Consider the following 23,328-nt stretch of genomic DNA (forward strand, 5'->3'; position numbering starts at 1 on the left):
AAGCCGCCCCGCACAGTTCGATGTGCGGGGCGGCTTTCGTTGTGAGTCGGGTGGCTTTGCCCAGGGGGCGCCGCCTCCAGTGCCGGGCGTCCCGGCCTAGCGGCCGGTGCCGCCGTAAACGGTGGCTTCGTCGTCGCTGTCCAGGTCAAAGGCCTTGTGGATGGCGCGGACGGCGTCGTCCAGAAGGTCCGCGTGCGTCACCACGGAGATCCGGATCTCGGAGGTGGAGATCATGTTGATGTTGATTCCCGCTGCGGACAGAGCCTTGAAGAACGTAGCGGAGACACCCGGGTGCGAGCGCATGCCGGCGCCGATGAGCGACAGCTTTCCGATCTGCTCGTTGTATTCGATGTTCTCGAATCCGATGTCGGGCTGTGCTGTCTTCAGCGCCTTCAGTGCGTCCGCCCCTTCGACGATGGGCAGCGTAAAGGAAATGTCCGTCCGGCCGGTGCCGTGGGTGGACACGTTCTGGACGATCATGTCGATGTTTGAATGGGCATCAGCGATGACCTGGAAGATCGCCGCGGCCTTGCCCGGGATGTCCGGTACGCCCACCACGGTGACCTTGGCTTCGGAACGGTCATGTGCAACGCCGGAGATGATTGGCTGCTCCAAGGCAACTCCCTCTTGAGTGGTGATCTTGTCTTCGGCGCTGGGGATAACCCAGGTGCCTTCGTGCTGGCTGAATGAGGACCGTACATGGAGCGGCACACCGAAACGGCGCGCGTACTCAACGCACCGGAGGTGCAGGATCTTGGCACCGGAGGCGGCCAGTTCCAGCATTTCCTCGCTGGAGATCGTGTCGATCTTCTGGGCAGAGGGGACCACACGCGGGTCAGCAGTGTAGATGCCGTCAACGTCGGTGTAGATTTCGCAGACGTCAGCGTCCAGCGCGGCTGCCAAGGCAACGGCGGTGGTGTCGGAGCCGCCCCGGCCCAGGGTGGTGATTTCGTTGGTGGACCGGCTCATGCCCTGGAAGCCGGCAACGATTGCTATGTGCCCCTTGTCCAGTGAGGTACGGATGCGGTGCGGGTCCACATCGATGATCCTGGCCTTGCCGTGGATTCCGTCCGTGATCATGCCGGCCTGCGATCCCGTAAAGGACTGCGCCGATGCACCGAACTTGTTAATGGCCATGGCCAGCAGTGCCATGGAGATGCGTTCCCCGGCCGAGAGGAGCATGTCCATTTCGCGTGCAGGGGCAGAATCGGTCACCTGGGCGGCCAGATCCAGCAGTTCGTCAGTGGTGTCACCCATGGCGGATACCACCACCACAACTTCGTTGCCGGCCTGCTGGGCATCCACCACGCGCCTGGCGACCCGCTTGATTCCCTCGGCGTCGGACACGGATGATCCGCCGAACTTCTGGACAATCAGCTGTTTGGTGACTGCACCGCCGTCGGGCCCCTTTTGTGGCTGGACTGCGGTGTGCACTTCGGTAGTGGGCGTACTCATGCGCGTACCTTCACGGATCAATCGGAGTTTTGGAGGCCAGCCGCATTGAGGCGCAACGGCGTAGCTTGTATGCCCAGTTTATCTTTGCCTGCCGTCCGCCGTTGAATTGTGACCCAATCCCATCCTGTCGGAGGACCCGGGAGGGCACAGTGCAGGCGTACGATCCTATAGTCAGTATGCATTCACAGACTTGGGGGACAGGTGCGCGGAAAATGACAGCAGATCAGCACACGAAGGGCAGGCCGGGCCAGCCGGACAGCGGGCAGCAAGGGGGCATCACAGCCAGCGGGGTAAGCCGAAGCTTTGGCGCTGTACACGCCGTCGAGCACATGGACTTCCATGCCCCCGCGGGAAAAGTGACGGCCCTGATCGGTCCCAACGGGGCTGGAAAAACAACATTGCTCCTGATGCTGGCGTCCCTGCTGGCGCCGGATTCCGGAACCGTCAGCGTGGGCGGGCTTGATCCCCGGCACCATCGGTCGGAGGTACGGAGCAGGATCGGGTGGATGCCGGACACCCTGGGCGTGTGGGAGTCCCTCACGGCCCGCGAAATCCTGACGCAGATGGCCCGCTTCTACCGGCTTCCGGCCGCAGGAATCGCCCAGCGTGTTTCGGCGATGCTGGAGCGGGTCCGGCTCACCGACCTGGCGGACCAGCCGGCGCGTGTCCTGTCCCGCGGCCAGCAGCAGCGGCTCAGCCTGGCGCGTGCCCTGATTCACGAGCCCTCTGTCCTCCTCCTTGATGAGCCGGCATCGGGCCTGGACCCGGGGTCACGGGTGGAACTCCGGGTCATGCTGCGCCAGCTTGCAGCCGAAGGAACCGCCGTGGTGGTCTCCTCCCACGTCCTGAGCGAACTTGATGAAATTGCCGACGGCGCCGTCTTCGTCAACAACGGCCGCACCGTCAGGCAGCAGACCATCGAAGAGGCTGCAGCCTCCGGGCGCCGTTACGCCATTTCCGCGTCGGACGGGGCTGCCCTGGCAGCCAAGCTCACCAGCCTGGGCCTTGCGTTCCGGGTTGAGGACGGACGCCGGCAGGCCGTCAGCCTCATGCTGATGAACGACGACGACGCCGCGCGCCTTCTGCGGGACCTCGTGCTGGCAGGCGTGGGAGTGAGCTCCTTTGCCCCCGCCTCAGGTGCCCTGGAAGAGACGTACATGAGCCTTGAAGGGGAACGCCGATGAGCCAGCTGACCGAAACACAGCACCAGCCATCTGGGCCACATGCCGCCGGAGGCTACCTCGCCGGAATCAGGGACGTGGTGGTCCTTGAACTGAAACAGCGCCTGCGCTCGCGGGGCTGGTACATCATGCTGTCCATCTGGTTTGTCCTCACCGGCCTGGTGACCTGGCTGACCTGGGCCAGCTGGAGTGCCAACCAGGCAGCCCAGCGCGCCTATTCGGACTTCGCTCCCGAGGCCACTGGCCCTGGTTCCATGATCTTCGAAGTGGTTTTGGCCTTTGTCCTCCTGTTCGCGCTGCTGGTGGCGCCGGCGTTGTCAGCCAACGCCGTCAACGGCGACCGCGCCGGCGGAACCCTGGCGATCCTGCAGGTGACACTGCTGCAGCCAGGGCAGATCCTGTGGGGGAAATTTTTCGCCGCCTGGCTTGCGGCGCTGGCGTTCCTGGTATCCAGCGCACCTTTCCTGGTCATCGGCGTGGCACTTGGAGGGATGACGCCTGGCCACGTCTTCGTGGCGCTCTTGATGCTCACGCTGGAAGTGGGCGTTGTCTGCGCCGTGGGCGTGGGAATCTCGGCCCTGGCCGGGCGTCCATTGTTTTCCATTGTGGTGACCTACCTCGCGGTGGCGGGGCTGGTCTTCGGCACCCTGATTTCCTTTGGGCTGGGCACCGGCCTGACCCATGGCACCGTCATGGCAAACGAGGCCCAGTACAGCGGGTTCAGCCAGCCGGCACCGGATCCGGCAGAACCTGAATACACGTGTTCCGGGCCGCTCCGGGAACGTTCCACCATGCACACCGAACGCATCGCCTGGCTGCTGGCCATGAATCCGTACGTGGTGGTGGCCGACGCGATTCCCTATCCGGACCGTAGCGTGAGCCCGTTCGGCTATTCAGCTGTTGGAGCCATTGAATCGATCAGCCAGGGGGCTCGGCACGCCATGGCCGGCCCGGAGTGGACATTTCCCTGCGCCAACGGGGAGCCCAAGCCCCGGTATTTGGCGCAGTCCGCCCCGTTGTGGCCCCTTGGCCTTGGCCTGCAGCTGTTGTTCGCCGGGCTCCTGATGTGGCTGGGGTGGCGTTCACTGCGCACTCCCGCACGCAAGCTGGCGCGGGGCACGCGGATCGCCTAGCTTCTCCTCTGGACAGGCCTGCCACAGCGGATCACGATTGTAGGAGCCGGCGGTGCTGCCGGATCTCGGGTGGCTGGGCCTGTCCAGGGATGGAGGCTGGAACGATGCCCGAAGATGACCACCAGGCTGCCATGCGGCCGGCTCCGGAACCGTTCCACGAAGAACCGTTCTACGAACCCATCGGCGGGGGCTGGATCAATGAGCCGCAGGAAGACGGGGACGACGCCGGCCGGCCACCGCGGCAGCTTAGCGCCACCCGGGTGGCGCTAAGGCAGGCCGCGGACGACTGGCTGCGTTCCATCAGGACGGTCCGGTTCTGGGGCTCTACGGTAATTGTTGTGTTTGGTGCCTGGCTCGCGGCCGCGGCTGTTATCGGGGTCAGGACTGTCCAGGAGGATCCATTCCCGGAGGAAAGCCAGCTCTGGACCTACATTCTGGCCTCGGCCTTTATGGCCCCGGCCGCTGCCCTGCTGGCTGTGCATTGGGGGCGCCGGGGTATCTCCTCATTCGATGGCATGGAACGGCCCGGCCACGCCAGCCGGAGCCCCCTGGCGGATTTCTTCGCGACGGCGGCCCGCGGCTTCGTCTTTGCGGTGCTGGCACTGGTTGTCCTGCTCGTTCACGCCGGTGTTGTGGGCGCCCCAGGCGGGCTTGCGGTGGCAGCCGCAGGGTTGGCCCTTCTCGAGTTCGCCGTATTCGGCGCCCTTGCGGCCGGCATCTCGGCGTGGCTCGGGCGTTCCCGTGCTGCGGACACGGCTGCCTGGGCACTGGCCTGGTGGCTGGTGCTCGGGAACCTTGCCGCCGTGTGGGCTTTATTTCCTGCAGTCCGGTCAGAAGAACCGGTGACGGTGGTGCTGAACATAGAACGGGGTCCTGACGGCGTTCCGGTGGCTTACGACTGTGCAGCGGAGATTGTGGGTGTAGCCGAGGTCTTCCACACGGAACGGATTATGTGGCTGGCCGCTCCCAATCCGATGATGATTTTCGTTATGGTGGCTGCGGGCGCAGACGGCGGCTCCGACGCCTACCCCGACTACACTTCCGCTCTCGGTGGCCCCGGTGTCTTGGGCTGGTTTCCCATGGCCCTGCAGGCGACAGCCGACGGAACCCAGGTCCCGTGCGTCAATTCCGAGCCGAAGGCTGCCGGCTCCTTCCAAACCCCTTTGGTGGCGATGGGCCTGGCCATACAGGGTGGGCTCGCCGTTGGGCTCCTGGCTGCCGGCCATCATGCCGCCCGTCGCCGGGTGAATTCGGAGAGAGTGGACCAGGGGGAGGCCTCAGCCGGATGAAGCGCCGGGGTTGTCCAGCCTGAACATCAGCGAAGGGAAGCCTTTGCCGAATTTGTCCAGCTCCGGGGCGACGTAGCCGTCCCGGGTAAAACCCAGATGCCGGAGCAACCTAATCGATGCAGTATTCGGTTCATAGACTCCGGCGAAGACAGTGCTGACGCCAAGCTCCCGGAAAAGCCACTGCACGAGTGCACCTGCAGCCTCGCGGCCGTATCCCCGGCCCTGGTAATGGGGGTGCAGGACGTAACCCAGCGACGCCTGATGCGAGGGGAGGCGGCCGGGAGTTAACGTTCCGCGTGCCGGTGAACCCGCACTGTTCCAGGTCCTCCCGTCGCCGATGAGCTGGCCGGTTTCCCGAAGAGTAATGGCCCAGCCGTAGTGAAACCACTCATGCGTGGACACGGCAGCACGCTCCACTACCTCCTCCAGCCGCACACGGTTCTCTTCGGCTGTCAGGGGCCCGTGGGACAGAAAGCGTGTCACGGCTTCATCCCCGCGGAAACTGTGAACGGCAGCGGCGTCAGCAGGGGTCAGCAGGCGCAGTGTGAGGCGTTCAGTCTCAATTGGTGCGGTGCCGGCCGTGCTCATCATGCCTCCCGTTAGGTCAGTGCGTTGCGGCGGCCTTCGAAAGCCCGGCCAAGGGTGACTTCGTCTGCGTATTCCAGATCCCCGCCGACGGGCAGCCCGGAAGCCAGGCGGGTAACCACTATCCCGATCGACTTCAGCATGCGGGCCAGGTACGTGGCCGTCGCCTCGCCCTCCAGGTTGGGATCGGTGGCGATGATGACTTCCTGGATGGCGCCGTCATTGAGCCGCGTGAGAAGTTCGCGGATCCGCAGTTGCTCCGGGCCCACGCCGGCGATGGGATTGATGGCTCCGCCGAGCACGTGGTACCGGCCACGGAATGAGCGGGTGCGTTCCACCGCAAGGACGTCTTTGGACTCCTCCACGACGCAGATAACTGAAGGATCGCGCCGGGGGTCACGGCAGATGTTGCACAGCTCCTGCTCCGTAACGTTGCCGCAGGCAGAGCAGAACTTCACCCGCTCCTTCACCGTGGTGATGGCATCCACCAGCCGCTTCATGTCCTGCGGATCGGCTTCAAGGATATGGAATGCAAGACGCTGCGCAGACTTGGGGCCAACACCGGGAAGGCGTCCGAGCTCGTCAATCAGCTCCTGGACCGCACCTTCGTACACGTTTCCCTCTTTTAATCGGTTTGGATGGTCGGTGGATCAGTGCGGTCAGAACCGCGGTGGAAGCGGGCTACCGTCAGGGGAGCGCTCTTCGATCAGCTTTCCGCCCAGAATACGCTCCACCGCAGCACGCCCAAAGACGCCCGATTCTTCGATGGTTTCATCGTCCGAGCTGGGAATGTCCTGGACATAGGTAGCGCTCGCCGCTACCACCCGGGCCGGCGCCTTGGCCCGGCCGGCCTCGGCTTCGGGACTGTTGGAAAGCCGCTGGTACAGGCTTTGCCGGGCAGCGGCCGCCGCCGGCGATGTTGCAGGTGCTGCCTGCGGGGCGGCGGCGGGTGCCGACGAGGCCATGGCATAAACGGGCTCCGCATAGATAGGTGCCGCATCAACAGGTTCCCGTCGGGGTTCCGTCACCGGCTCTGGCGCAGCCGGTGCTGAGGCCGGAATGGTGGTGGCAGTGGGGGACGCCACTGGTTCTGGTGACAGACCCCAACTGGCCTCCGCTTCCGGATTAGCCCGGACGGCAGCAGGGCCGGGGACTTGGGCCGCGGCAGGCTCGTAGGACGGCGCCGGGGCGGCCTCTGGAATTGCCGGGTCGGCGGGGGCAGGGCTTTTGCCGACGTTGCTCTCTGCACCCGTGACCCAGATGCCCGGTGCCTGCTCGACAGCACGGGTCCACGGATCGTGCGACGTGTCAGGCTTCGATGCTTCTGACGACGAAGCCGGTTTCCTGCCGCCGGAGCGCGGGGTGGTCTCCGCCCGATTCTTTGCAGGCTGTGAGGCGGCAGCGGGAACGGGGGCGTGCCCCTGCTGGGAGCCAAGCCCCTGCTGGGAGTCAACGGGGGCCGGGGGTGCCCAGTCCATGGGCGGTTCCTCATCCAATGGCGGCGCGTCCTCGTCCCGCGGTGGACCCCAGTCGTCGTCAGAATACGAGTACGTGCCCTCAGTGCTCAGCCCTGGTTCGGCGGCGGGAGCCGGCCAACCCGGAGCCGAGGAGGCTTCTGTGCCGGTGTGCACGGCCTGAGCCCCAGAGTGCCCTGCTGAGGGGGCTGGATCGTCCCGGGTTGGTTCGTCCCGGGTTGGTTCGTCCCGGGATGGTTCCGGAAGCACGGGGCGTGCGTTGCCCGGCACAGCATCCTGCGGCGGTGACTTCGCTGGCTCCCGTTCCGGGGACTCCGCCGGGGACTCGGCTTGGGACTCCCCCGGGGACTGTACGGCGGACTGCGACGGGGTTGCGTTCTGGCCCGGCGTGGGTCCGGGAACCGGGCCGGCTGGTTGCTGTGCAGGCGCGGCAGCGGGACTGGGGGCAGGGGCCAGTCCCCAGGCAACGTCCGCGGACGTGGCCTGGGCCTCCGGGCTAGCGGGTGCTTTTGGGTTTGGCTCAGAGCTCACTGGACTGTTGGCGGTGCCGGCGACTGCGGTGATCTGGCAGTCGATGCCAACGGTCTTGTGGATTGCCTGGCGAAGGTTGTCGGAATGATCGGCCCGGCCGAACGCGCCGGCAAGGCCGGTGGTGGTGAAGGCCAGCGTGAGGACCTGGCCATCAAAGGCGCCTACCTGGGCGTTGGGCTCCACCAGCGCCCAGGTGCTGCGCTTGATCTTGGACAGTGCCTGAAGGATCTCGGGCCAGGCACGGCGGAGCACTTCCACGTCGCCTGAGGAGCTTGCACTGCTTGGTGCCGGAGGCCGTGGGGATGCTGCTGGTTCTGGTTCCCGCCCGGCAGGTCTGGCATTTTGGACCGGACCGCCACTTTGGACCGGGCCGCCACTTTGGACCGGACCGCCACTTTGGACCGGCCCTGCAGTATGGACGGGCCCTGCAGAAGGGACGGGCGCGCCACTAGTGGCGGGCACAGGTTCATGGGCCGGCAGGGGATGAGGGGCCGGCGCGGGTCCTGGTGCTCCTGCCGCCTGCGCTGCCTCCTGAGGCGACTGGGCGGCATGCCTGTTGACCGGAGCGGTTTGTCGTCCATCCGCCCGTTCCTCCCTGGGCCAGTCGGCAGTAGTGACGCGCGGCGGGGTCAGCGGCTGGCCCGGTTCCGCCTGCGCACCCGGTTCTGCCTGCCCGGCCCCGGCGGCCTGCCCTCGCGGCTCCGCCGGCACAGCAGGCGTCGGCTCGGAAACGGGGGATTCCGTCGGCAGCTCACGCCGCAGCGGTGCGGCGGCGGATGAAACAGCCTCCGGCCGTTCAGGGCGGCGCTGACGAGGGCCGGCTGGGTCAGCCTGCGTTACAGGCACAGCCGCCGAGGCTGATTCCGGCCTCGGTGCCGCGATGGCAGCGGCGGGAGCACCGGCGTCGTTTCCTGCATAGTTGAGCCGCCGCTCCACGCGGTCGATCCTGGCGGCGATGCCGCGTTCAGTCTGTTCGGAACTGGGCAGCAGGATACGGGCGCAGAGAAGTTCCAGGTGCAGGCGCGGTGACGTGGCCCCGGTCATTTCGGTCAGTGCCGTGTTGGTGACGTCCGCGGCGCGCGAAAGTTCTGCCGCGCCCAGGTTGTGGGCCTGGTTCTGCAGGCGGGCGATCTGGTCCGTGGGCATGCCGCGCAGGATGGTCTGAGCACTTTCAGGCATGGCCTGAACGATGATGAGATCGCGGAAGCGTTCCAGCAGGTCCTCGACAAATCGGCGCGGATCATGGCCGGTCTGGATGACCCGGTCCACCGCCCGGAACACTGTGGCGGCATCGGAAGCTGCGACGGCCTCCACAACGTCGTCCAGCAGGGAAGCGTGGGTGTAGCCGAGCAGGGCGACCGCGAGCTCGTAATCCAGGCCAGTGGGACCGGCGCCGGCCATGAGCTGATCCAGCACCGAGAGGGAGTCACGGACGGACCCGCCGCCGGCGCGGATCACCAGGGACAGGACTCCGGGGGCAACTGGCACGTTCTCCTGCCGGCACAGCAGTTCCAGGTATGCCATCAGCGGTTCCGGCGGCACCAGGCGGAAGGGGTAGTGATGGGTGCGGGAACGGATGGTGCCGATGACCTTGTCAGGCTCCGTGGTGGCGAAGATGAACTTGATGTGCTCCGGCGGTTCTTCCACGATCTTGAGCAGGGCGTTGAAGCCGGCGGAGGTGACCATGTGGGCTTCGTCGATGATGAAGATCTTGTAGCGGTCCCGGACGGGGGCATACGTGGCACGTTCGCGAAGGTCCCGCGCGTCGTCCACACCGCCATGGCTGGCGGCATCGATCTCGATGACGTCAAGGGAACCGGAACCGCCGCGGGCCAGTTCGATGCAGCTGGCGCAGGTGCCGCACGGAGTGTCCGTGGGGCCCTGGGCGCAGTTGAGGCAGCGGGCCAGGATGCGGGCGGACGTGGTCTTGCCGCAGCCGCGGGGGCCTGAGAAAAGGTAGGCATGGTTGACGCGGTTTTTGCGCAGGGCCGTCATCAGGGGCTCGGTGACGTGTTCCTGCCCGATAACGTCTGCAAAGGAGTCAGGACGGTATCTGCGGTAAAGGGCGGTTGTAACAGTCACAGAGAAAACCCTACCAATCCGGGCTGACAATCAGGGCTCCTCGCCGGGCCCTGTGGGGGAATAGTAAAGACCCCCCATGCACCCGCCAGAGCCCGCTTACCCTTGCTACCTTCCGGTCCTGGGGGAGTTCAACAGGATGACGCCACATGAGGGGCCGTCAGCAAGTTTACCCGACGTTTTGGGGTGCCTCGAACCGGGCAGCCTGACCGCAGGGCTAACGCCACCCGTCCACGGGCCAGCTCATAAACGCTGGTTCCTCATAGGGGTGGGCATCACGTAAAGCCAGCACTGCGGCGTCGAGCTTTGTGGCCTCAACTACGCATTCGATCCGGTCCTCGGCCACGGTGGTGGGGCTGCCCACCCTCCCAATGAAGGGAGCGGCGCCTTCGAGCGGCATGAAGCGGCCGGTCCCGGCAGTGACGAAGGAACAGTGCGAGTAGTTCCCGATCCTGCCGGCCCCGGCGTCACCCAGGGCAGCCAGAACAGCGCCCGTATGGGAGGCCGGGACGTAAACCACCAAGGCGTGAAGCGCAGTCATGAGTCCATGGTGCCAAGAAAGCTGCCCTGAGTCCCGGGTTCAGGGTGTTCGAGGATGGCAATTTTCATTGCTTATCTGGCCCGCAGGCACGATCATGGGTATGTACAACGATTGGGGCAATCTCCAGATTGTGAGCTGCGGGGCCTGGCTGGTGGGGCCGGACCCGGCAGCTCAACGTGTACCGGTGGAATGGGCGCGTTGGGGGCGTCCATTTTGGCGTTAAAGCGCCCGCCGCACCCGGGCTCTAAGTCCGGCCGGGCCCGCTGCCGCCGCCTCAGCCCCGGCTCAATTGGGCGATGCTGCGATGTTCAGGTATTCTAGTATCTGCTTTTGATTCAGAAGCAGCTGGAGAATTCGCCTAGCGGCCTATGGCGCACGCCTGGAACGCGTGTTGGGTTAACGCCCTCGGGGGTTCAAATCCCCCATTCTCCGCCATCAAAAACCCGGCTCTGACATTGTCAGGGCCGGGTTTTTGCATTCCTCAATGAAGTAATTATTGACGCCCCTGACGAGTGGGTCTTTGTAGAATCCTCGGTGATGTAGCCAAGTCGCCGCAGCCTTTGCAGGGCGGCGAGCTCGCTGGGGCCCTTCCGTCCCAGTGCCAGATGTACGACGCCGAGCGTCACCTTCGTTGCCAGCTTCACTGGCAGCGGGAGCGGACCCAGCCGCGGGTTCCTGAGCCCCAGCATCCGGCGATAGGCGGGCTCCAGGCTGTAAACGGCCCCTGCGAACATGATCCGGTAGCCGGGCCGCAGGAGTGGATGCAGCGGCGGGTAGCGGATAAACGCCACCGTTTCGCTGACTCTGCCGTCCGCACGAAGCTCCCTGTTGTAGCGGTCCAGTTGCCGGCGCATCTCCGCTTCTGTCAACGGCGGATCCTCCACCCCCATCAGCCGTCCTGCCTGTGCCCACTCGCGGACGTACGCGTCCGGCCCGCCGGGGATGGGGCCGCCCCAGATTTTGTGGGCAGAGAGAAAAGCGTCCATAAAAGCGATGTGTACCCAGCGGGCCAGGTCAGGATCATTGGCGGAATAGCTCCGCGGGCGTCCCTGCCCGTCGAGGTAGGTACCTTGGACGGGCTCGTGGAGGCGGCGGAGCCTGGCTGAAGCTTCCTGGGCCGCAGCCGTGGATCCGTAGGTGACAGTAAAGATCCATCGGATGGTCCGGGCCAGCCGCCCCAGCGGATCCTCCCGGAAATTTGAATGCTCGTGGACCCCCGCCAATGCACCAGGGTGAAGCGCCTGCATCAGCAGCGTCCGGATTCCGGCAACAATGGTTGGCATCGACCCGTGCACAGCCCACACGGCAGAACCCGGCTGGTGATATCCGGCGTCGTCCCCTTCCGCCAGCCGCGGAACCCAATCGGGCAGGGCGTCGGCGCTGCCGGTGAACGCCTTTTTCAGCTCGCCCTGCCACTCCCTGAGGATGTTGCGCATATTCCCATTGTTGCGCACTCCCTCAGCTGCGTACCGCCAGGGCTGCAGCCGTAGGCAGCTGCTTCCGCGCGTCAGATATGGCCGGCAGCTACAGGCTCGGGGACATGGCGACGGCGTGGCCGACAGCGTCGAATCGGCCTGCCGGATGAAGCAGCTGGGGAGCGCACCCCATGACCCAGAGCGCCATGTCCAAAGTTGTGGACCGCCTTCAAAAAGCCGGCCTGCTCATCCGCAAGGCCTGCGAGGAGGACCGTCGTTCCCTCTACCTTGAACTGACCGAGGCTGGACGCACGCTTGATACCGCTGCCGCGGCCGTTCATCGCACCCTCCTGAAGGAAAACCTGGGTTGAATCCGGCCTGACACTGGCCCGCACGGTTATCCACAAAATCCGCAGTAAATCAGAAGCGGGGTTCCCAGGCCACTGGCCATGTGTTCCCATGGGAGGGAGAACACGCCCGGCCGGATTTGGGGTCTGACGGGACGATCGGGGAGTCAATGTAGTGGGTAGTCACTGGGGGTCCGGCCGCGAGAAGGAATCTGCGGGCGCGTGTGCCATTGCCGTGCGGGCACTGGCTGCCTCAGCGGTTGTGGCAATGGCCCTTTTTGCCGCCGGCCTCCCTTTGCCGGGCCGGAACGACGGCGGCACCGCAGCTGGCAGTGTTGGCCCCGTTCCTGGTGGCTTGGCCCCCGGCCAGGCCCACCATGCCTTGCCACCAGGGGGCGGGACGGAAGCGCCTTGGACAGGAACAGCCGGTCAATCGGACCTGACCGGCCTGTCAGGCGGCTTCGTGGCTGATGCCAGGGCCCTGGTTCCCTTTAGCCGGACCATTGTCAGGGCAGTTCCAAGAGACGGCCTGCCCCAGCTCAATGTCGCCTCCGCCGGACTTCCACGGCCGCCGCAGGGATTCCTTATGGCGCCCCTTGAAATCCTCCATTCGAGTTCACCCTTTGGCCACCGTGTCAGCCCCCTCACCGGAGCAGGCGGTGACTTCCACCTCGGCCAGGACTATGCAGCCCCCTGCGGCACCAGGGTCTATGCCTCGGATTCGGGCGCGGTGCGCGCCGCGGGCTGGCACCCGTGGGGCGGCGGCAACCGAGTAGAGATCGATCATGGCAACGGTCTTATCACCACCTACAACCACCTGGAAGCCATTGGCGTGCAGGCGGGTGACTCTGTGCAGGTGGGCCAGGTGATCGCCCGGGTGGGAACCACCGGATGGTCCACCGGCTGCCACCTGCATTTCGAGACGATCCTGCATGGCAGGCATACCAGTCCGCTCAATTGGAGGCTCATCCCCATCAGCCAAGTGGATCAGCTGGCTGCCATTGCCATGATCAGCTTTGCCGATAGTACGCCTGCTTCCGCCCGGACGAACAACTGGGCGATCCCCGCCGCCTCCGACCACAGCCACACGGTCCTGGGCGGCGAGAACGAACTGACCGTGGCGCCCACGCCGGACCAAAGCACAGCTCCACCTGCGCCCACTGCCGACGCCGAACCTGCCCAGCCGCCCGCCGCATCGACGCCGGCTCCCAGCGGATCGCCTACACCAACAGCTACGGACACGCCTTCGGGTACTGCGAGCCCGACGGAGACGGCCACGCCTTCGGGTACTGCGAGCCCGACGGAGACTGCCACGCCTTCGGGTACTGCGAGCCCGACGGAGACTGCCACGCCTTCGGGTACTGCGAGCCCGACCGAGACTGCCAGCCCCACCGCTCCTGTGCCGTCGGACTCTGCGTCCGCCACATCAACGCCGGCTGGCCCGCCCACCCTCGCTGTGACCTCCGAGCCTGCGCCCACAGCTGCGGCCACCATGGCGGACCCGGCGCCGCCGCCAGAAACGGCTGCCGTGGCTCCCGGTACCCCGGCTGATCCATTGCCGACACCGGCCCTTCCGCCAGCACCCCCGCCAGCTACCGAACCTTCAGCCACGGAGTTGGCCTCGAGGGAGGCCGAAACAGCGGCGATTGCCCCGGAAACAGCAACTGCAACGGTCAGCGCCGCTCCCTGACCCGAAAAGAAGCAGTTTGATAAGAAAAGGACCGCCCTGACAGGAAACACCCTGACAGGAAACGTTCAGCGTGGCACCGTACGCTTAAGTTGGCAAGAATCTCCGGCATCACCAACTTTTCGAGGACCGCCCGTGACATCCCTGTACTCCATTCCCCTCACCCTCAACGATGGCACCTCAACTGACTTCGGCCGGTTCAAGGGGGACGTGGTGATGGTGGTTAACGTCGCCTCGAAGTGCGGCTTCACGGCCCAGTACGCAGGCCTTGAGACCCTCTACGAAAAGTTCCAGGACCGGGGCTTCGCGATTTTGGGGGTCCCCTGCAACCAGTTCGCAGGCCAGGAACCAGCCAGCGACGCCGAGATTGCAGAGTTCTGCCAGCGGAACTTTGGCGTCACCTTCCCCCTGACGGAAAAGGCGAATGTCCGGGGCAAGGACCAGCACCCGCTCTACGCCGAACTCACCAAGTTCAAGTCCGGCGTTCTGCCCGGGCTGGTGAAATGGAACTTCGAGAAGTTCCTGGTCAACCGCGACGGCGAGGTGGTGGCCCGCTTCGCCCCCGCCGTCGAGCCGGACTCCGCGGAGGTCATCGACACGATCGAGAAGGCCCTCGGGTCTGCGTTGCCGGATAGGCCGTCTGCATAAAAAGCCGAGGGTAATTCTTTTACCTTTTTTCAACTCGGCCGCGGCAATTTACCCAAAGTTTGCCAAATGTCTGATTGGATAAAGATAACTGATAGGTAGAAGGGAAACGCCGTTTCCCACCGACCACAGAGGCAGCAATGGAGCACATCGAGGCCGAACACCCCCGGCCACGCCACTTCCTACTCCACCTGAGCGATCCCCATCTGATGGGAGGTCCGAACCCCCTATACGGCGCCATAGACAGCGAAGCCAAACTCATCCAGCTTTTTGATGAAGTGCGGGCTTCCGGAGCCCAACCTGAGGCTGTGATTTTCACAGGAGACCTGGCGGACAAGGGTGATCCCGAAGCCTACGTGAAACTCAGGGCCATCGTGGATCCCGCCTGCGAGGAACTCGGTGCCAAGGTTATCTGGGCCATGGGAAACCACGACAACCGGGCAAACTTCCGCACCGCGCTGCTGGACCAGCCCGGAAGCGACGCCCCGGTGGACCACAGCTACTTCATCAACGGCCTTCGCGTCATCACTATGGACACCTCGGTGCCAGGGTTCCATCACGGTGAGCTCGACGAAGCGCAGCTGGAGTGGCTGGCCAATGAGCTGGACACCCCTGCCCCTGACGGCACCATCCTGGCGCTGCACCACCCGCCCGTCCCGTCTGTCCTGGACCTGTCCGTGCTGGTGGAGCTGCGGGACCAGGCGAACCTCGAAGCCGTTGTGCGCAATTCGGACGTCCGGACCATCCTGGCCGGGCACCTGCACTACTCCACTACTGCGAGCTTTGCCGGCATCCCCGTCTCGGTAGCTTCCGCCACCTGCTACACCCAGGACCTCAACGTTCCGGTCGGCGGCACCCGTGGGCGCGACGGCGGGCAGGCGTTCAACCTCGTGCACGTATATGAGCACACCATCGTGCACTCGGTGGTCCCGCTGGGCAGCACGCCCACCGTGGGGGAGTACGTTACGCCGGAAGGGACGGCCGAGCGGTTAGCTGCAGCAGGCGTCCGCATCCCGGACAAGGCAAAACCCAGGGGCACCAAGGTGGGGGTCAGGTCAGCCGGTTAGGCTCAGATTTCCCAAGGTGCCTTGATGGGGAAGTACTTCTCCAGGAAATCCGTCACCAGCTCCGCCCGTTCGTCCGCAGGGACTTCGGGGAAGCTTCCGTCATTGAGGCAGAAGAAGTCCATGTTCCGCTTGGCCAAAAGCTTCGGCAGGTAGTTCAACCCTGCACGCATGGTGGTGTCCACGTAGCGCACCTTCGCCGCTGTTTGGGTCACGGCCTGTCCGGTGAGCAGGGCGTAGTAGTGGTAGAGCGAGTTGGTGACGGAGATGTTGTCGGCGGCCCGGAAACGGCTGGCGGCCGTCTTCCTGAACTCCTCCGGAAACTCGCGTTCCATCTGTGACACCACGCTGCGCCTCAGCGGTGCGGCAGTGTGTTCCAGGTGACGGGTGGTGATGCGGCCGAACCTGTTCCACAGCAACTTGCGGTTGACCCGGGCCGCGTTCTCGAACCCGCTGCGCTCGGCGTCGTTGTCGCCGAGCCCGATTCGGGTTTCGGCCTCGACGAACTTGGTGATGCCACCCGGGGTGAAAAACATGTCCGGGCTGACGGGCCGGCCAAAGAACATGTCGTCGTTGGAGTACAGGAAGTGCTCAGACAGCCCTTCGATGTTGTGCAGCTGGCATTCCACGGCCTGTGAGTTGTGCGTGGGCAGCACCGAGGGGTCGGAGAAGAATTCCTCGCTGCGCACAATCGTCACGGCCGGGTGTTCCGCGAGCCAGGCAGGTGCGGGTGAGTCCGTGGCAATAAAGATCCGCCGGATCCACGGCGCAAACATGTACACGGAGCGCAGGGCGTACTTGAGTTCGTCGATCTGCCGGAAGCGTGCCTCGTGGTCATCGCCTTCGCCGAGCACCACGCCCTGCTGCTGCGCGCGACGGGCAGCGATATATTCGGGCGAGCTGCCATCCACCCAGGAAAACACGAGGTCGATGTCGAAGCTGATGTCGCTGGCGTGGTCAGCGAACATGTTCTCGATGGTGGGCCACGTGTGGCCGTAACGTTCCACAGTTCCGCGGACCGCGTCCTGGCTGAGCATGGTCCGCCGGGTCAGGGAATTTTCGATCGGCAGGATCACCTGGTTGCCCTCAAAGCTCCACAGCTCCACCTGGACACCGGCCGAGGATCCAAACTCGAAGCCGCCGTCGGGCTCCACGCGCGGGCGGTACAGGCGGAAGATGCGCGCCTGCCGGTTGGGCGAGAGCTCGCCGTCGGCAACGAGGACAAAGGACTTCTTTTTGGCATCCACCGTCATCGAATAGACGGGCTCGTTGCGGCAGGCCTTTACCAGCGCATCCCGGAGCGTCTTCCGGTCCTTCCAATCAAGCGCGATCACCGGGCGGTCGCTGTTGCCTCGGACAAGGAGGTAGTCCAGGCCGGCGCCTGCGAGGACGTTGCGAAGGAAAAGCAAGTCCTCCACCATCGCCTGGTAGGGCGTCCGGTTGTGGTTGATCAGGGCATACCTGCCCTTATGCCGGACGACGTCGGGGCGGTGCTTGAGGCGCGCCTCCGCCGCCGGGGATGTCACCTCCGCGTGTACGCGCGCTTCTACGGACGCCTGGCTGCCGTAGTAAATCTCGTCCTGGACCGGTGCTTCTGTAATGGTTGTCTCCGTGCTGCTAATTAGTAAGCGTTCTTACCCTGCATAATAGCCCGGCCCGGAAAACAGCAGGTTTCGAATGGGCCAACTGGCCGGGAATGGGCCTCAGCTGACCAGTGCGTCGAGCCAGTCCCGCAGGAACGCGCCGCCGGCGTCGTCGTGAATTATGTCGGCGGCCAGTCCCAGATCAGCGGCCGTTAGCACCGCGTACGGTTTCACCGGGACGCCGTCCGCGGGACGGACGTCTACGTGCTTCACCGCGTGGTCGTTGTGGTGAAGCCAGTCTGCCATGGCGTAGTCCGTCCGGGAATCTCCCACCGTGCGCCAGGCCTGCGGGGTGATGCCTTGGGCGGCGAGAAGTTCCACTGCCCGGCTCGCGCCGAGGTCTTTGCCCAGCCGTACGGATTCGATGTCGGTGGAGATGATGGTGGGGTCCACCCGGTAGTCCACTTGGTCCTCGGAATTCGGCGCGTGATGCTCCAGCCGAACCACACCCAGGCCGTGGCGCGCCATCAGGTCCATGGCATCGGAATCGAAGAGCTTCTGTTCCGCCAAGTAATCGGAGTTGGCCACCTCGACGTGCTGTTCCACGGACACCATGGCGCGCTTGGTTTCGTCGAAGAACATGTGCGCGGCGTAGTCCTCAGCGACCAGCCTTCGTATGTCATCCCCGTAGGCCTTCGGTACTGCCAGTTCCCGGTCCACGTGGATGGGGCCGGGTCCCGCCACTGTGTAACTGAACCACACAGCACCCTTCTCGCAGATGGCGTGGATGACTGTCTCTGAGGGCATTCCGGCGGCGATCATCGGCTCCATCACCTGGGTCCGGATGAACTCATCGGAGCGGCCGGTGTTGAAGATGACGGGGATGCCGGCAGCGGCCAGCGCCACCAGGTCCGCGATAATTTCCGGTTTCACGTCGCGGGTCACCGGGCTGGCCACGGGACCATCGACGTCGAGCAGGAGTGCCAGGGGCGGCATGGACGGCAGGCGGACGTCGGGTGTGCCGGCAGGAAAGTCGGTTGCAGTCATGGCTCCATTGTGTCAGCCGGGACCATGCGGACCTGCGGCAGGGGCTGAAGCTCCCCGGGATGTGACAGATGGTCACCGTTTGGCTACAACCTTGGCACGCCACGATCCTGATCTTCCTCTAGGACTGGGAAGCTGCCTAGGCTGGCAGGGTGATATTTAAAGCTGTGGGCGAGGGCCGCCCTTACCCCGACCATGGATACAGTTCGCCCAAAGAGTGGGCTGCGCTGCCGCCGCGCCCGGTCAGGCTGGACGAGCTGGTGACCACAAAACGGACACTGGACCTTGAAGCGCTCCTTGCCGAGGACTCCACATTCTTCGGCGATCTCTTTCCACACGTGGTGCAGTTTCAGGGAACCCTGTATCTGGAAGACGGGCTGCACCGGGCCGTCCGCACAGCCCTCCACCAGCGCACCGCCATCCACGCCCGCGTGCTGGTCATAGATGGCTAGAACGCCCAAGGCCAAGGACCCCGCGGTTCTGCACGGCCATCACGTAGTCACCGGCTCCGAACTTCGCGCCGCATTCGAGGCCGGAGCGGATCCGGACAACCCTGTCCGGCTGCGCCGCCGGGTCCTGCACGGAGTGGTGCTGGTTCTCCTCCTGGGGCTCATTGCCGCCGCAATCATCACCGCGATGGCAATCATCAACGGGCAGTTGAAGATTCCGGCCGCCGAAAGCAGCGAGGAGCCCACCTCGGTCTGTCCCACAGCCACTTTTGACTACACCCCGAACGAGAAGATCAACCTCAACGTCTACAACTCCACCAGCAGGCCCGGGCTGGCGCGGACCGTCGCCGATGAGTTCCTGGCCCGGAAATTCGTGGTGGGGGCCGTGGGCAACACCGACGCCGGCTACAAGGGCGTTGCCGCTGTGGTGTCGGGCGCGGCTGGCCAATCGGCGGCCTTTAGCGTCCAGCGCAACCTGCCTGGTTCGGACTACTACCAGGACGACCGCGCGGACGCGAGCGTGGATGTGATCGTCGCCGGAGACTTCAAGGAACTTGCGGCGGCGGAACTCGTGGACCAGACGCCCGGAACGCTCAGTTGCCCGCGTGAAAGCCGGCGCATCGCCGATGACGACAAGTGGCCCGTCATCCCGACGGCGGGCGCCACGCCCTAACGCTTCTGCCGGGACGGGCCTAGCCGGTCACGGCGGGAAGCTGGCCGACGCGGACTGGACGGCCGCCGTCGTCGAACCTTGCTCCGGCACCCAACTGGATAAAACGGACCGTCCGGGCGATCCGGGTTTCAAGTTCCCCGGGCTCATCGCTGCCACGGGCGGCGCTGGAGGACAGCGTGCCGTGGATCAGCTTCGCCTGCTCGGCGATATCGGCCAGCGGCAGATATCCCTGCTCCATGCCGTCCCTCAGGATGCCCTGCAGCAGGACGCTGAGCTCACCAACATGGTCCGCCAGTTTGGCGAAGGAGGACGGCGACATCACCGCCGCCATGGCCGGCCCCGGCGGGAGGTGGCGGCGGCTCAGGTCCTCCACCTGTGAGCGCACGTACAGCGCCAGCCGCTCCACGGGGTTATCCAGGCGGTCCAGGGCCTCCCGCAGTTCGGCGAGGAACCGTTCGGTCTCATCCAGGGCATACGCAATGAGCAGCTCTTCGATGTCCGCGAAGTAGTTGTAGACCGCCGTCCGTCCCACCCCGGCATGCCGGGCGACGTCGGTCATGGTCAGGCCGGGCAGCCCATGCGTGAAGAGCAGCTCGCCGAATGCCGTGAGGATGCGGCGCTGTGTCTCGGCGCGTTGGGCGGCGTTGCTGGCCGCCGAAATCCTGGGCATGCAGACACTTTACCGCCGTGTGTCAGTAAACCAGCAGTTGCTACTGCGTGCTCGCGCGCCGCGGGAGGTGCTGTGCAGTGTCAGCCAGCGCAGGCCAGACGGCCCAGTGTCAGACTCCGCAGTGTCAGACGGCGCAGCCGTCCGGGCCGCAGGAGTCGCCGTTGGCGTTGTTGACCAGGACCAGCGGATGGCTTTCCTGCCAGGCCTGGTTCAGGGCGGCGGTGAACGTCTCAGCCGGTTGGGCGCCGGACAGGCCGAACTTCCGGTCGATCACAAAGAAGGGGACTCCCGTGACGCCCAGGGCGCGGGCTTCCTGGAAATCGTGCCGGACGTCGTCGGCGTACTTGTCAGTGGAGAACAGCTCAGCCACCTCGGCCGCATCCAGGCCCAGGTCCTTGCCCAGTGCGGTCAGGTACTCCTGGCTGCCAATGTCCTTGCCATGTTCGAAATGGTCGCTGAGCAGGCGCTCCTTGGCTGCGTCCTGCGCGCCGTGGGCTGCCGCCAGGCGAATCAGGCGGTGGGCTGTGAAGCTGTTGGCGACCACAACGTTGTCGAAGTCGTAGTTCAGGCCTTCCGAGCGGGCCTGGGCGGCCACATGGTCAAACATCTGCCTGACCTGTTGCGGCGCCAGCCCTTTCCGGGTGCTCAGGTAATCCAGTTCGGTGCCGTCGTAGTGTTCCGGGAGCGTGGGATCCAGCTGGTAGCTGCGCCATTGCACGTCCACCGAGTCCCGGTGCGGGAACTCGGCAAGGGCGGCCTCAAACCGGCGCTTGCCGATGTAGCACCACGGGCACGCGACGTCTGACCAGATCTCAATCTTCATGACTGGTTCAACTCCCGTGTCCCGGCCGCCATTCCGGGGAGGAGTGTCGGTTGCGTCACATTTTGGCCTTGTTTTGGGACCGTTTTCGGACCATAGTCAAAGCACAGGTTATGCAGAGGCCTTTCGGAATTAACTGGACGCTTGGCCACAGGGGGAGCCTGGCCTGTCACCCTCCTGGAGGTCTGGATGCGGATAGGGCTGATTGCAGGACCGTGGATTCCTGTACCGCCGGTCACCTATGGCGGCATAGAAAGAGTAGTGGATCACCTTGCACGCGGGCTTGTGGATGCAGGCCATGAGGTCCTGTTGGCCGTCTCCTCCGACAGCGAGTGCCCGGTACCACGCGTTCCCGGCATGGCCCCGTCCGACCCCGAGGAAGTGGGCACAACTGTCTCGGAACTGAGCCACGTCATTAAGGCCTACAAGGGTGTGCAGGGCGTGGACATCATCCATGACCACACCCTGGCCGGGCCGTTCTGCCCCTTCCGTCCGGAAGGGACCCCGGTGGTCACCACCATCCACGGACTGCTCACCCCCGCCGTCGCGGAGATTTACCGCGCCGCCAGCGCCAACACCTCCATCATCGCCATCTCCCACGATCAGACCTCCCGCGCTCCCGATATCCCGGTAGCGAAGGTGATCCATCATGGAATGGACCTCTCCTCTGTCCCGGCAGGCAGCGGGAGTGGCGGCTACCTGTGCTTTGTGGGCCGGATGTGTCCGGACAAGGGAGTCATGGAAGCCATCGACCTGGCGCGGAAAGCGGGGATGCCGCTGAAAATCGCTGCCAAGATGCGCGAAGCCGAGGAACTGCGCTATTTCCGCGACGTCATCAAACCGCTGCTGGGATCCAACGAGGAGTTTGTGGGCGAAATCGGTGACGCCGAAAAATACCATCTGATGGGCGAAGCGATGGCCTTCCTTAATCCCATCCAGTGGTCAGAACCCTTTGGCCTGGTCATGATCGAATCCCTTGCCACTGGCACGCCGGTGGTGGGTACCCCCATCGGTTCGGCCCCCGAGATAGTGGAGCACGGACGGACGGGCTACCTGGCAGCCACCGACAAACTGGCGGAACTGCTTCCGGCGGCCGCGGGCCTGGACAGGACGGCGTGCCGGGCCAGCGTTCAGGAACGCTTCAGTGCCGAACGGATGGTTGCGGACCACCTTGCCCTTTTTGAACAGCTCCTTGAAGGGAAGCCGGCTGCAGGGGTGCCGAATCCTGTTGCCTTGTACCAGAACCAGTAGGCGCCAGGCCCAGCCGGCGCTCGGCTGTTGACACCCAGCCAGACGCCCGCTGCGCCGGATTCCGCCGCGGACCGGAGGCTGGCATGCCCTGTGAATTTTTGTCCATTTGTGGCGACTTTGACCCTGGCAGATTCATATGGTGGTTGCAACGCTCTGAATGATGGAGCGTTTGATGCCGAAGTTGTTTCCTGCCAATGTCCGTGGTGATTTTCTTGATCTGGTGTGCTCCGGCGCGTCTGTGAGCGAGGCTGCACGGCGTGTCGCGGCCTCCCGCGGGACCGGGAAGAAGTGGTGGGCCGAGTCTGGTCAGATGAAAGTGAAGATGGGGGTCGTTGGCGGTCTGGCGGACCCGGCGCCGGGTGCGGAAGGCCCGGGCGGGCGGACGTTGACGGAAGCCGAGAGGGGGATGATCCAGATGGGCGTGGAGGCCGGGATGGGTTACGCCCAGATTGGCAAAGCGGTCGGCCGGGACAGGTCCGTCATCTGGCGGGAGGTGAAACGTAACTCCGACGCCGGCGGCAGGTATCACGCCAAAGTTGCGCACGCCAAGGCGCATCAGGCACGGCGCCGGCCCAAGCCCTTCAAGCTCATCGAGGACGAGGACCTGTGCCGGCTGATCGCCTTCTGGATGGATGAGGGGTGGAGCCCGAAACTGATCTCGTCGATGTTGGCGTTTTACTTCGCCGGTGACCAGACTATGCAGGTGAGCCACGAGACGATCTACCAGGCGCTGTACGTCCAAACCCGCGGAAGTCTGCGCAAAGACCTGGCCGAAAACCTCAGCCTGAAACGTAAACAGCGCGTCCCGCACATCGCTGACCGGCGCAAGAACAGCCCCTACAAAGAGGCGTTCAAGATCAGTGAACGACCCGCCGAAGTCCAGGACCGGGCCATCCCGGGGCATTGGGAAGGCGATCTGATCATCGGTTCTGACGGGACCGCTATCGGCACCCTCGTGGAACGCTCAACCCGGTTCACGATCCTGCTGCACCTGCCCGGGGACCACAGCGCCGAGACCGTCGCCGCAGCGATGATCCGGGAGATGGCGAACCTCCCGGATCATCTGCGCCGCTCCATCACCTGGGACCGCGGCTCCGAACTGGCAGGCTACGCGAAGATCCAGACAGCCTTGGAAACCACGCTGTATTTCTGCGACCCGCACTCGCCCTGGCAGCGCGGCACCAACGAAAACACCAACCGGCTCCTGAGGTTCTGGTTCGAGAAAGGCTCCGACCTCTCGGCCCACACACCGGAGGACCTCCGCCGCGTCGCCGCGACACTCAACCGCCGGCCCAGGCCGACCCTGAACCTACAAACCCCAGCCAACCGGCTAAACCAGCTGCTGCAAACAGCGGCATAACCCGCGCGTTGCTCTCACCACTTGACTTTGCCCCTGGCAAAGTCGCCACAT

At 64.9% G+C, this 23,328-nt stretch carries 22 protein-coding genes, 1 tRNA gene, 1 other RNA gene and 1 pseudogene; 12 read left to right on the forward strand and 13 right to left on the reverse strand.

What is annotated here, in order from left to right; all coding sequences use genetic code 11:
* Nucleotides 1-96: 96 nt before the first annotated feature.
* Entirely contained in the window at nucleotides 97-1,455 is a 1,359-nt protein-coding gene (locus M1E17_RS03540; RefSeq protein ID WP_457965512.1) for an aspartate kinase, read from the reverse strand.
* Between the two features lie 212 nt (nucleotides 1,456-1,667).
* Between M1E17_RS03540 and M1E17_RS03545 the strand changes: the two genes are divergently transcribed.
* From M1E17_RS03545 to M1E17_RS03555, 3 genes are all read left to right on the forward strand, one after another.
* Entirely contained in the window at nucleotides 1,668-2,639 is a 972-nt protein-coding gene (locus M1E17_RS03545) for an ABC transporter ATP-binding protein (protein ID WP_457965513.1), read from the forward strand.
* Nucleotides 2,636-3,769: an ABC transporter permease gene (locus M1E17_RS03550; protein ID WP_457965514.1), complete on the forward strand. Its 1,134-nt coding sequence runs from the start codon at nucleotides 2,636-2,638 to the stop codon at nucleotides 3,767-3,769. Before M1E17_RS03545 ends, M1E17_RS03550 begins: the two co-directional genes overlap by 4 nt.
* Before the next feature lie 104 nt (nucleotides 3,770-3,873).
* Nucleotides 3,874-5,058, forward strand: coding sequence for a hypothetical protein (locus tag M1E17_RS03555; protein ID WP_457965515.1), 1,185 nt, complete (start codon nucleotides 3,874-3,876; stop codon nucleotides 5,056-5,058).
* Here M1E17_RS03555 and M1E17_RS03560 read toward each other — a convergent pair.
* The 5 genes from M1E17_RS03560 to M1E17_RS03580 form a co-directional block, all read right to left on the reverse strand.
* Nucleotides 5,047-5,649: a GNAT family N-acetyltransferase gene (locus tag M1E17_RS03560; RefSeq protein ID WP_457965517.1), complete on the reverse strand. Its 603-nt coding sequence runs from the start codon at nucleotides 5,647-5,649 to the stop codon at nucleotides 5,047-5,049. The two genes, M1E17_RS03555 and M1E17_RS03560, sit on opposite strands and share 12 nt — an antisense overlap.
* 8 nt (nucleotides 5,650-5,657) lie before the next feature.
* Complete coding sequence (recR, locus tag M1E17_RS03565) at nucleotides 5,658-6,257, reverse strand: recombination mediator RecR (protein ID WP_457965518.1); 600 nt, start codon at nucleotides 6,255-6,257, stop codon at nucleotides 5,658-5,660.
* A gap of 45 nt (nucleotides 6,258-6,302) precedes the next feature.
* The gene (locus tag M1E17_RS03570; RefSeq protein WP_457965519.1) at nucleotides 6,303-9,731 is read right to left on the reverse strand and encodes a DNA polymerase III subunit gamma and tau; all 3,429 of its coding nucleotides are present in this window, start codon (nucleotides 9,729-9,731) and stop codon (nucleotides 6,303-6,305) included.
* A gap of 62 nt (nucleotides 9,732-9,793) precedes the next feature.
* An RNA gene (gene ffs, locus M1E17_RS03575) (signal recognition particle sRNA small type) lies at nucleotides 9,794-9,890 on the reverse strand.
* A gap of 55 nt (nucleotides 9,891-9,945) precedes the next feature.
* Entirely contained in the window at nucleotides 9,946-10,269 is a 324-nt protein-coding gene (locus tag M1E17_RS03580) for a hypothetical protein (RefSeq protein WP_457965520.1), read from the reverse strand.
* 347 nt (nucleotides 10,270-10,616) lie between these two features.
* Between M1E17_RS03580 and M1E17_RS03585 the strand changes: the two genes are divergently transcribed.
* A tRNA-Ser gene (locus tag M1E17_RS03585) sits at nucleotides 10,617-10,704 on the forward strand.
* Nucleotides 10,705-10,727: 23 nt separating this feature from the next.
* Here the strand turns inward: M1E17_RS03585 and M1E17_RS03590 are convergent.
* Nucleotides 10,728-11,705: an oxygenase MpaB family protein gene (locus M1E17_RS03590; protein WP_457965522.1), complete on the reverse strand. Its 978-nt coding sequence runs from the start codon at nucleotides 11,703-11,705 to the stop codon at nucleotides 10,728-10,730.
* Nucleotides 11,706-11,875: 170 nt separating this feature from the next.
* On the opposite strand from M1E17_RS03590, the gene M1E17_RS03595 reads away from it, so the two are divergent.
* Nucleotides 11,876-12,055, forward strand: coding sequence for a MarR family winged helix-turn-helix transcriptional regulator (locus tag M1E17_RS03595; RefSeq protein WP_457965523.1), 180 nt, complete (start codon nucleotides 11,876-11,878; stop codon nucleotides 12,053-12,055).
* 427 nt (nucleotides 12,056-12,482) lie between these two features.
* Here the strand turns inward: M1E17_RS03595 and M1E17_RS03600 are convergent, their stop codons facing one another.
* Nucleotides 12,483-12,641, reverse strand: coding sequence for a hypothetical protein (locus tag M1E17_RS03600; protein ID WP_457967972.1), 159 nt, complete (start codon nucleotides 12,639-12,641; stop codon nucleotides 12,483-12,485).
* Between M1E17_RS03600 and M1E17_RS03605 the strand changes: the two are divergent.
* Nucleotides 12,618-12,923, forward strand: a pseudogene (locus M1E17_RS03605) (M23 family metallopeptidase); the annotation flags it as partial. The gene M1E17_RS03600 and the pseudogene M1E17_RS03605 sit on opposite strands and share 24 nt — an antisense overlap.
* Nucleotides 12,924-13,018: 95 nt before the next feature.
* Here the strand turns inward: M1E17_RS03605 and M1E17_RS03610 are convergent.
* Nucleotides 13,019-13,642: a hypothetical protein gene (locus M1E17_RS03610; protein WP_457967973.1), complete on the reverse strand. Its 624-nt coding sequence runs from the start codon at nucleotides 13,640-13,642 to the stop codon at nucleotides 13,019-13,021.
* A gap of 211 nt (nucleotides 13,643-13,853) precedes the next feature.
* On the opposite strand from M1E17_RS03610, the gene M1E17_RS03615 reads away from it, so the two are divergent.
* Both M1E17_RS03615 and M1E17_RS03620 read left to right on the forward strand, forming a co-directional pair.
* A complete protein-coding gene (locus M1E17_RS03615) occupies nucleotides 13,854-14,366 on the forward strand; it encodes a glutathione peroxidase (protein ID WP_457965524.1) in 513 nt (170 codons plus the stop codon).
* A 137-nt stretch (nucleotides 14,367-14,503) separates the two neighbouring features.
* Nucleotides 14,504-15,430, forward strand: coding sequence for a phosphodiesterase (locus tag M1E17_RS03620; RefSeq protein WP_457965525.1), 927 nt, complete (start codon nucleotides 14,504-14,506; stop codon nucleotides 15,428-15,430).
* Nucleotides 15,431-15,432: 2 nt separating this feature from the next.
* Here the strand turns inward: M1E17_RS03620 and M1E17_RS03625 are convergent, their stop codons facing one another.
* Together M1E17_RS03625 and M1E17_RS03630 are read right to left on the reverse strand one after the other, a co-directional pair.
* Nucleotides 15,433-16,848 (reverse strand): stealth family protein, encoded by a 1,416-nt coding sequence (locus tag M1E17_RS03625; RefSeq protein WP_457967546.1) that lies wholly within the window; start codon nucleotides 16,846-16,848, stop codon nucleotides 15,433-15,435.
* Nucleotides 16,849-17,130: 282 nt separating this feature from the next.
* Entirely contained in the window at nucleotides 17,131-18,057 is a 927-nt protein-coding gene (locus M1E17_RS03630) for a hypothetical protein (RefSeq protein ID WP_457965526.1), read from the reverse strand.
* A 149-nt stretch (nucleotides 18,058-18,206) separates the two neighbouring features.
* Here M1E17_RS03630 and M1E17_RS03635 point away from each other — a divergent pair, with 149 nt between their 5' ends.
* Both M1E17_RS03635 and M1E17_RS03640 read left to right on the forward strand, forming a co-directional pair.
* Complete coding sequence (locus tag M1E17_RS03635; protein ID WP_267277686.1) at nucleotides 18,207-18,506, forward strand: type II toxin-antitoxin system VapB family antitoxin; 300 nt, start codon at nucleotides 18,207-18,209, stop codon at nucleotides 18,504-18,506.
* The gene (locus tag M1E17_RS03640; RefSeq protein WP_457965527.1) at nucleotides 18,499-19,176 is read left to right on the forward strand and encodes a LytR C-terminal domain-containing protein; all 678 of its coding nucleotides are present in this window, start codon (nucleotides 18,499-18,501) and stop codon (nucleotides 19,174-19,176) included. The genes M1E17_RS03635 and M1E17_RS03640 overlap by 8 nt, the downstream gene beginning before the upstream one ends.
* Before the next feature lie 19 nt (nucleotides 19,177-19,195).
* Here M1E17_RS03640 and M1E17_RS03645 read toward each other — a convergent pair whose 3' ends face one another.
* Both M1E17_RS03645 and M1E17_RS03650 read right to left on the reverse strand, forming a co-directional pair.
* Entirely contained in the window at nucleotides 19,196-19,846 is a 651-nt protein-coding gene (locus tag M1E17_RS03645) for a TetR/AcrR family transcriptional regulator (protein ID WP_457965528.1), read from the reverse strand.
* 124 nt (nucleotides 19,847-19,970) lie between these two features.
* Nucleotides 19,971-20,669 (reverse strand): DsbA family oxidoreductase, encoded by a 699-nt coding sequence (locus tag M1E17_RS03650; protein WP_457965529.1) that lies wholly within the window; start codon nucleotides 20,667-20,669, stop codon nucleotides 19,971-19,973.
* 186 nt (nucleotides 20,670-20,855) lie between these two features.
* On the opposite strand from M1E17_RS03650, the gene M1E17_RS03655 reads away from it, so the two are divergent.
* Together M1E17_RS03655 and M1E17_RS03660 are read left to right on the forward strand one after the other, a co-directional pair.
* Nucleotides 20,856-21,917 (forward strand): glycosyltransferase family 4 protein, encoded by a 1,062-nt coding sequence (locus M1E17_RS03655; protein WP_457967548.1) that lies wholly within the window; start codon nucleotides 20,856-20,858, stop codon nucleotides 21,915-21,917.
* 172 nt (nucleotides 21,918-22,089) lie between these two features.
* The gene (locus M1E17_RS03660) at nucleotides 22,090-23,277 is read left to right on the forward strand and encodes an IS30 family transposase (RefSeq protein WP_457962543.1); all 1,188 of its coding nucleotides are present in this window, start codon (nucleotides 22,090-22,092) and stop codon (nucleotides 23,275-23,277) included.
* Nucleotides 23,278-23,328 lie beyond the last annotated feature (51 nt).

The organism is Arthrobacter sp. D1-29 (assembly GCF_054130585.1).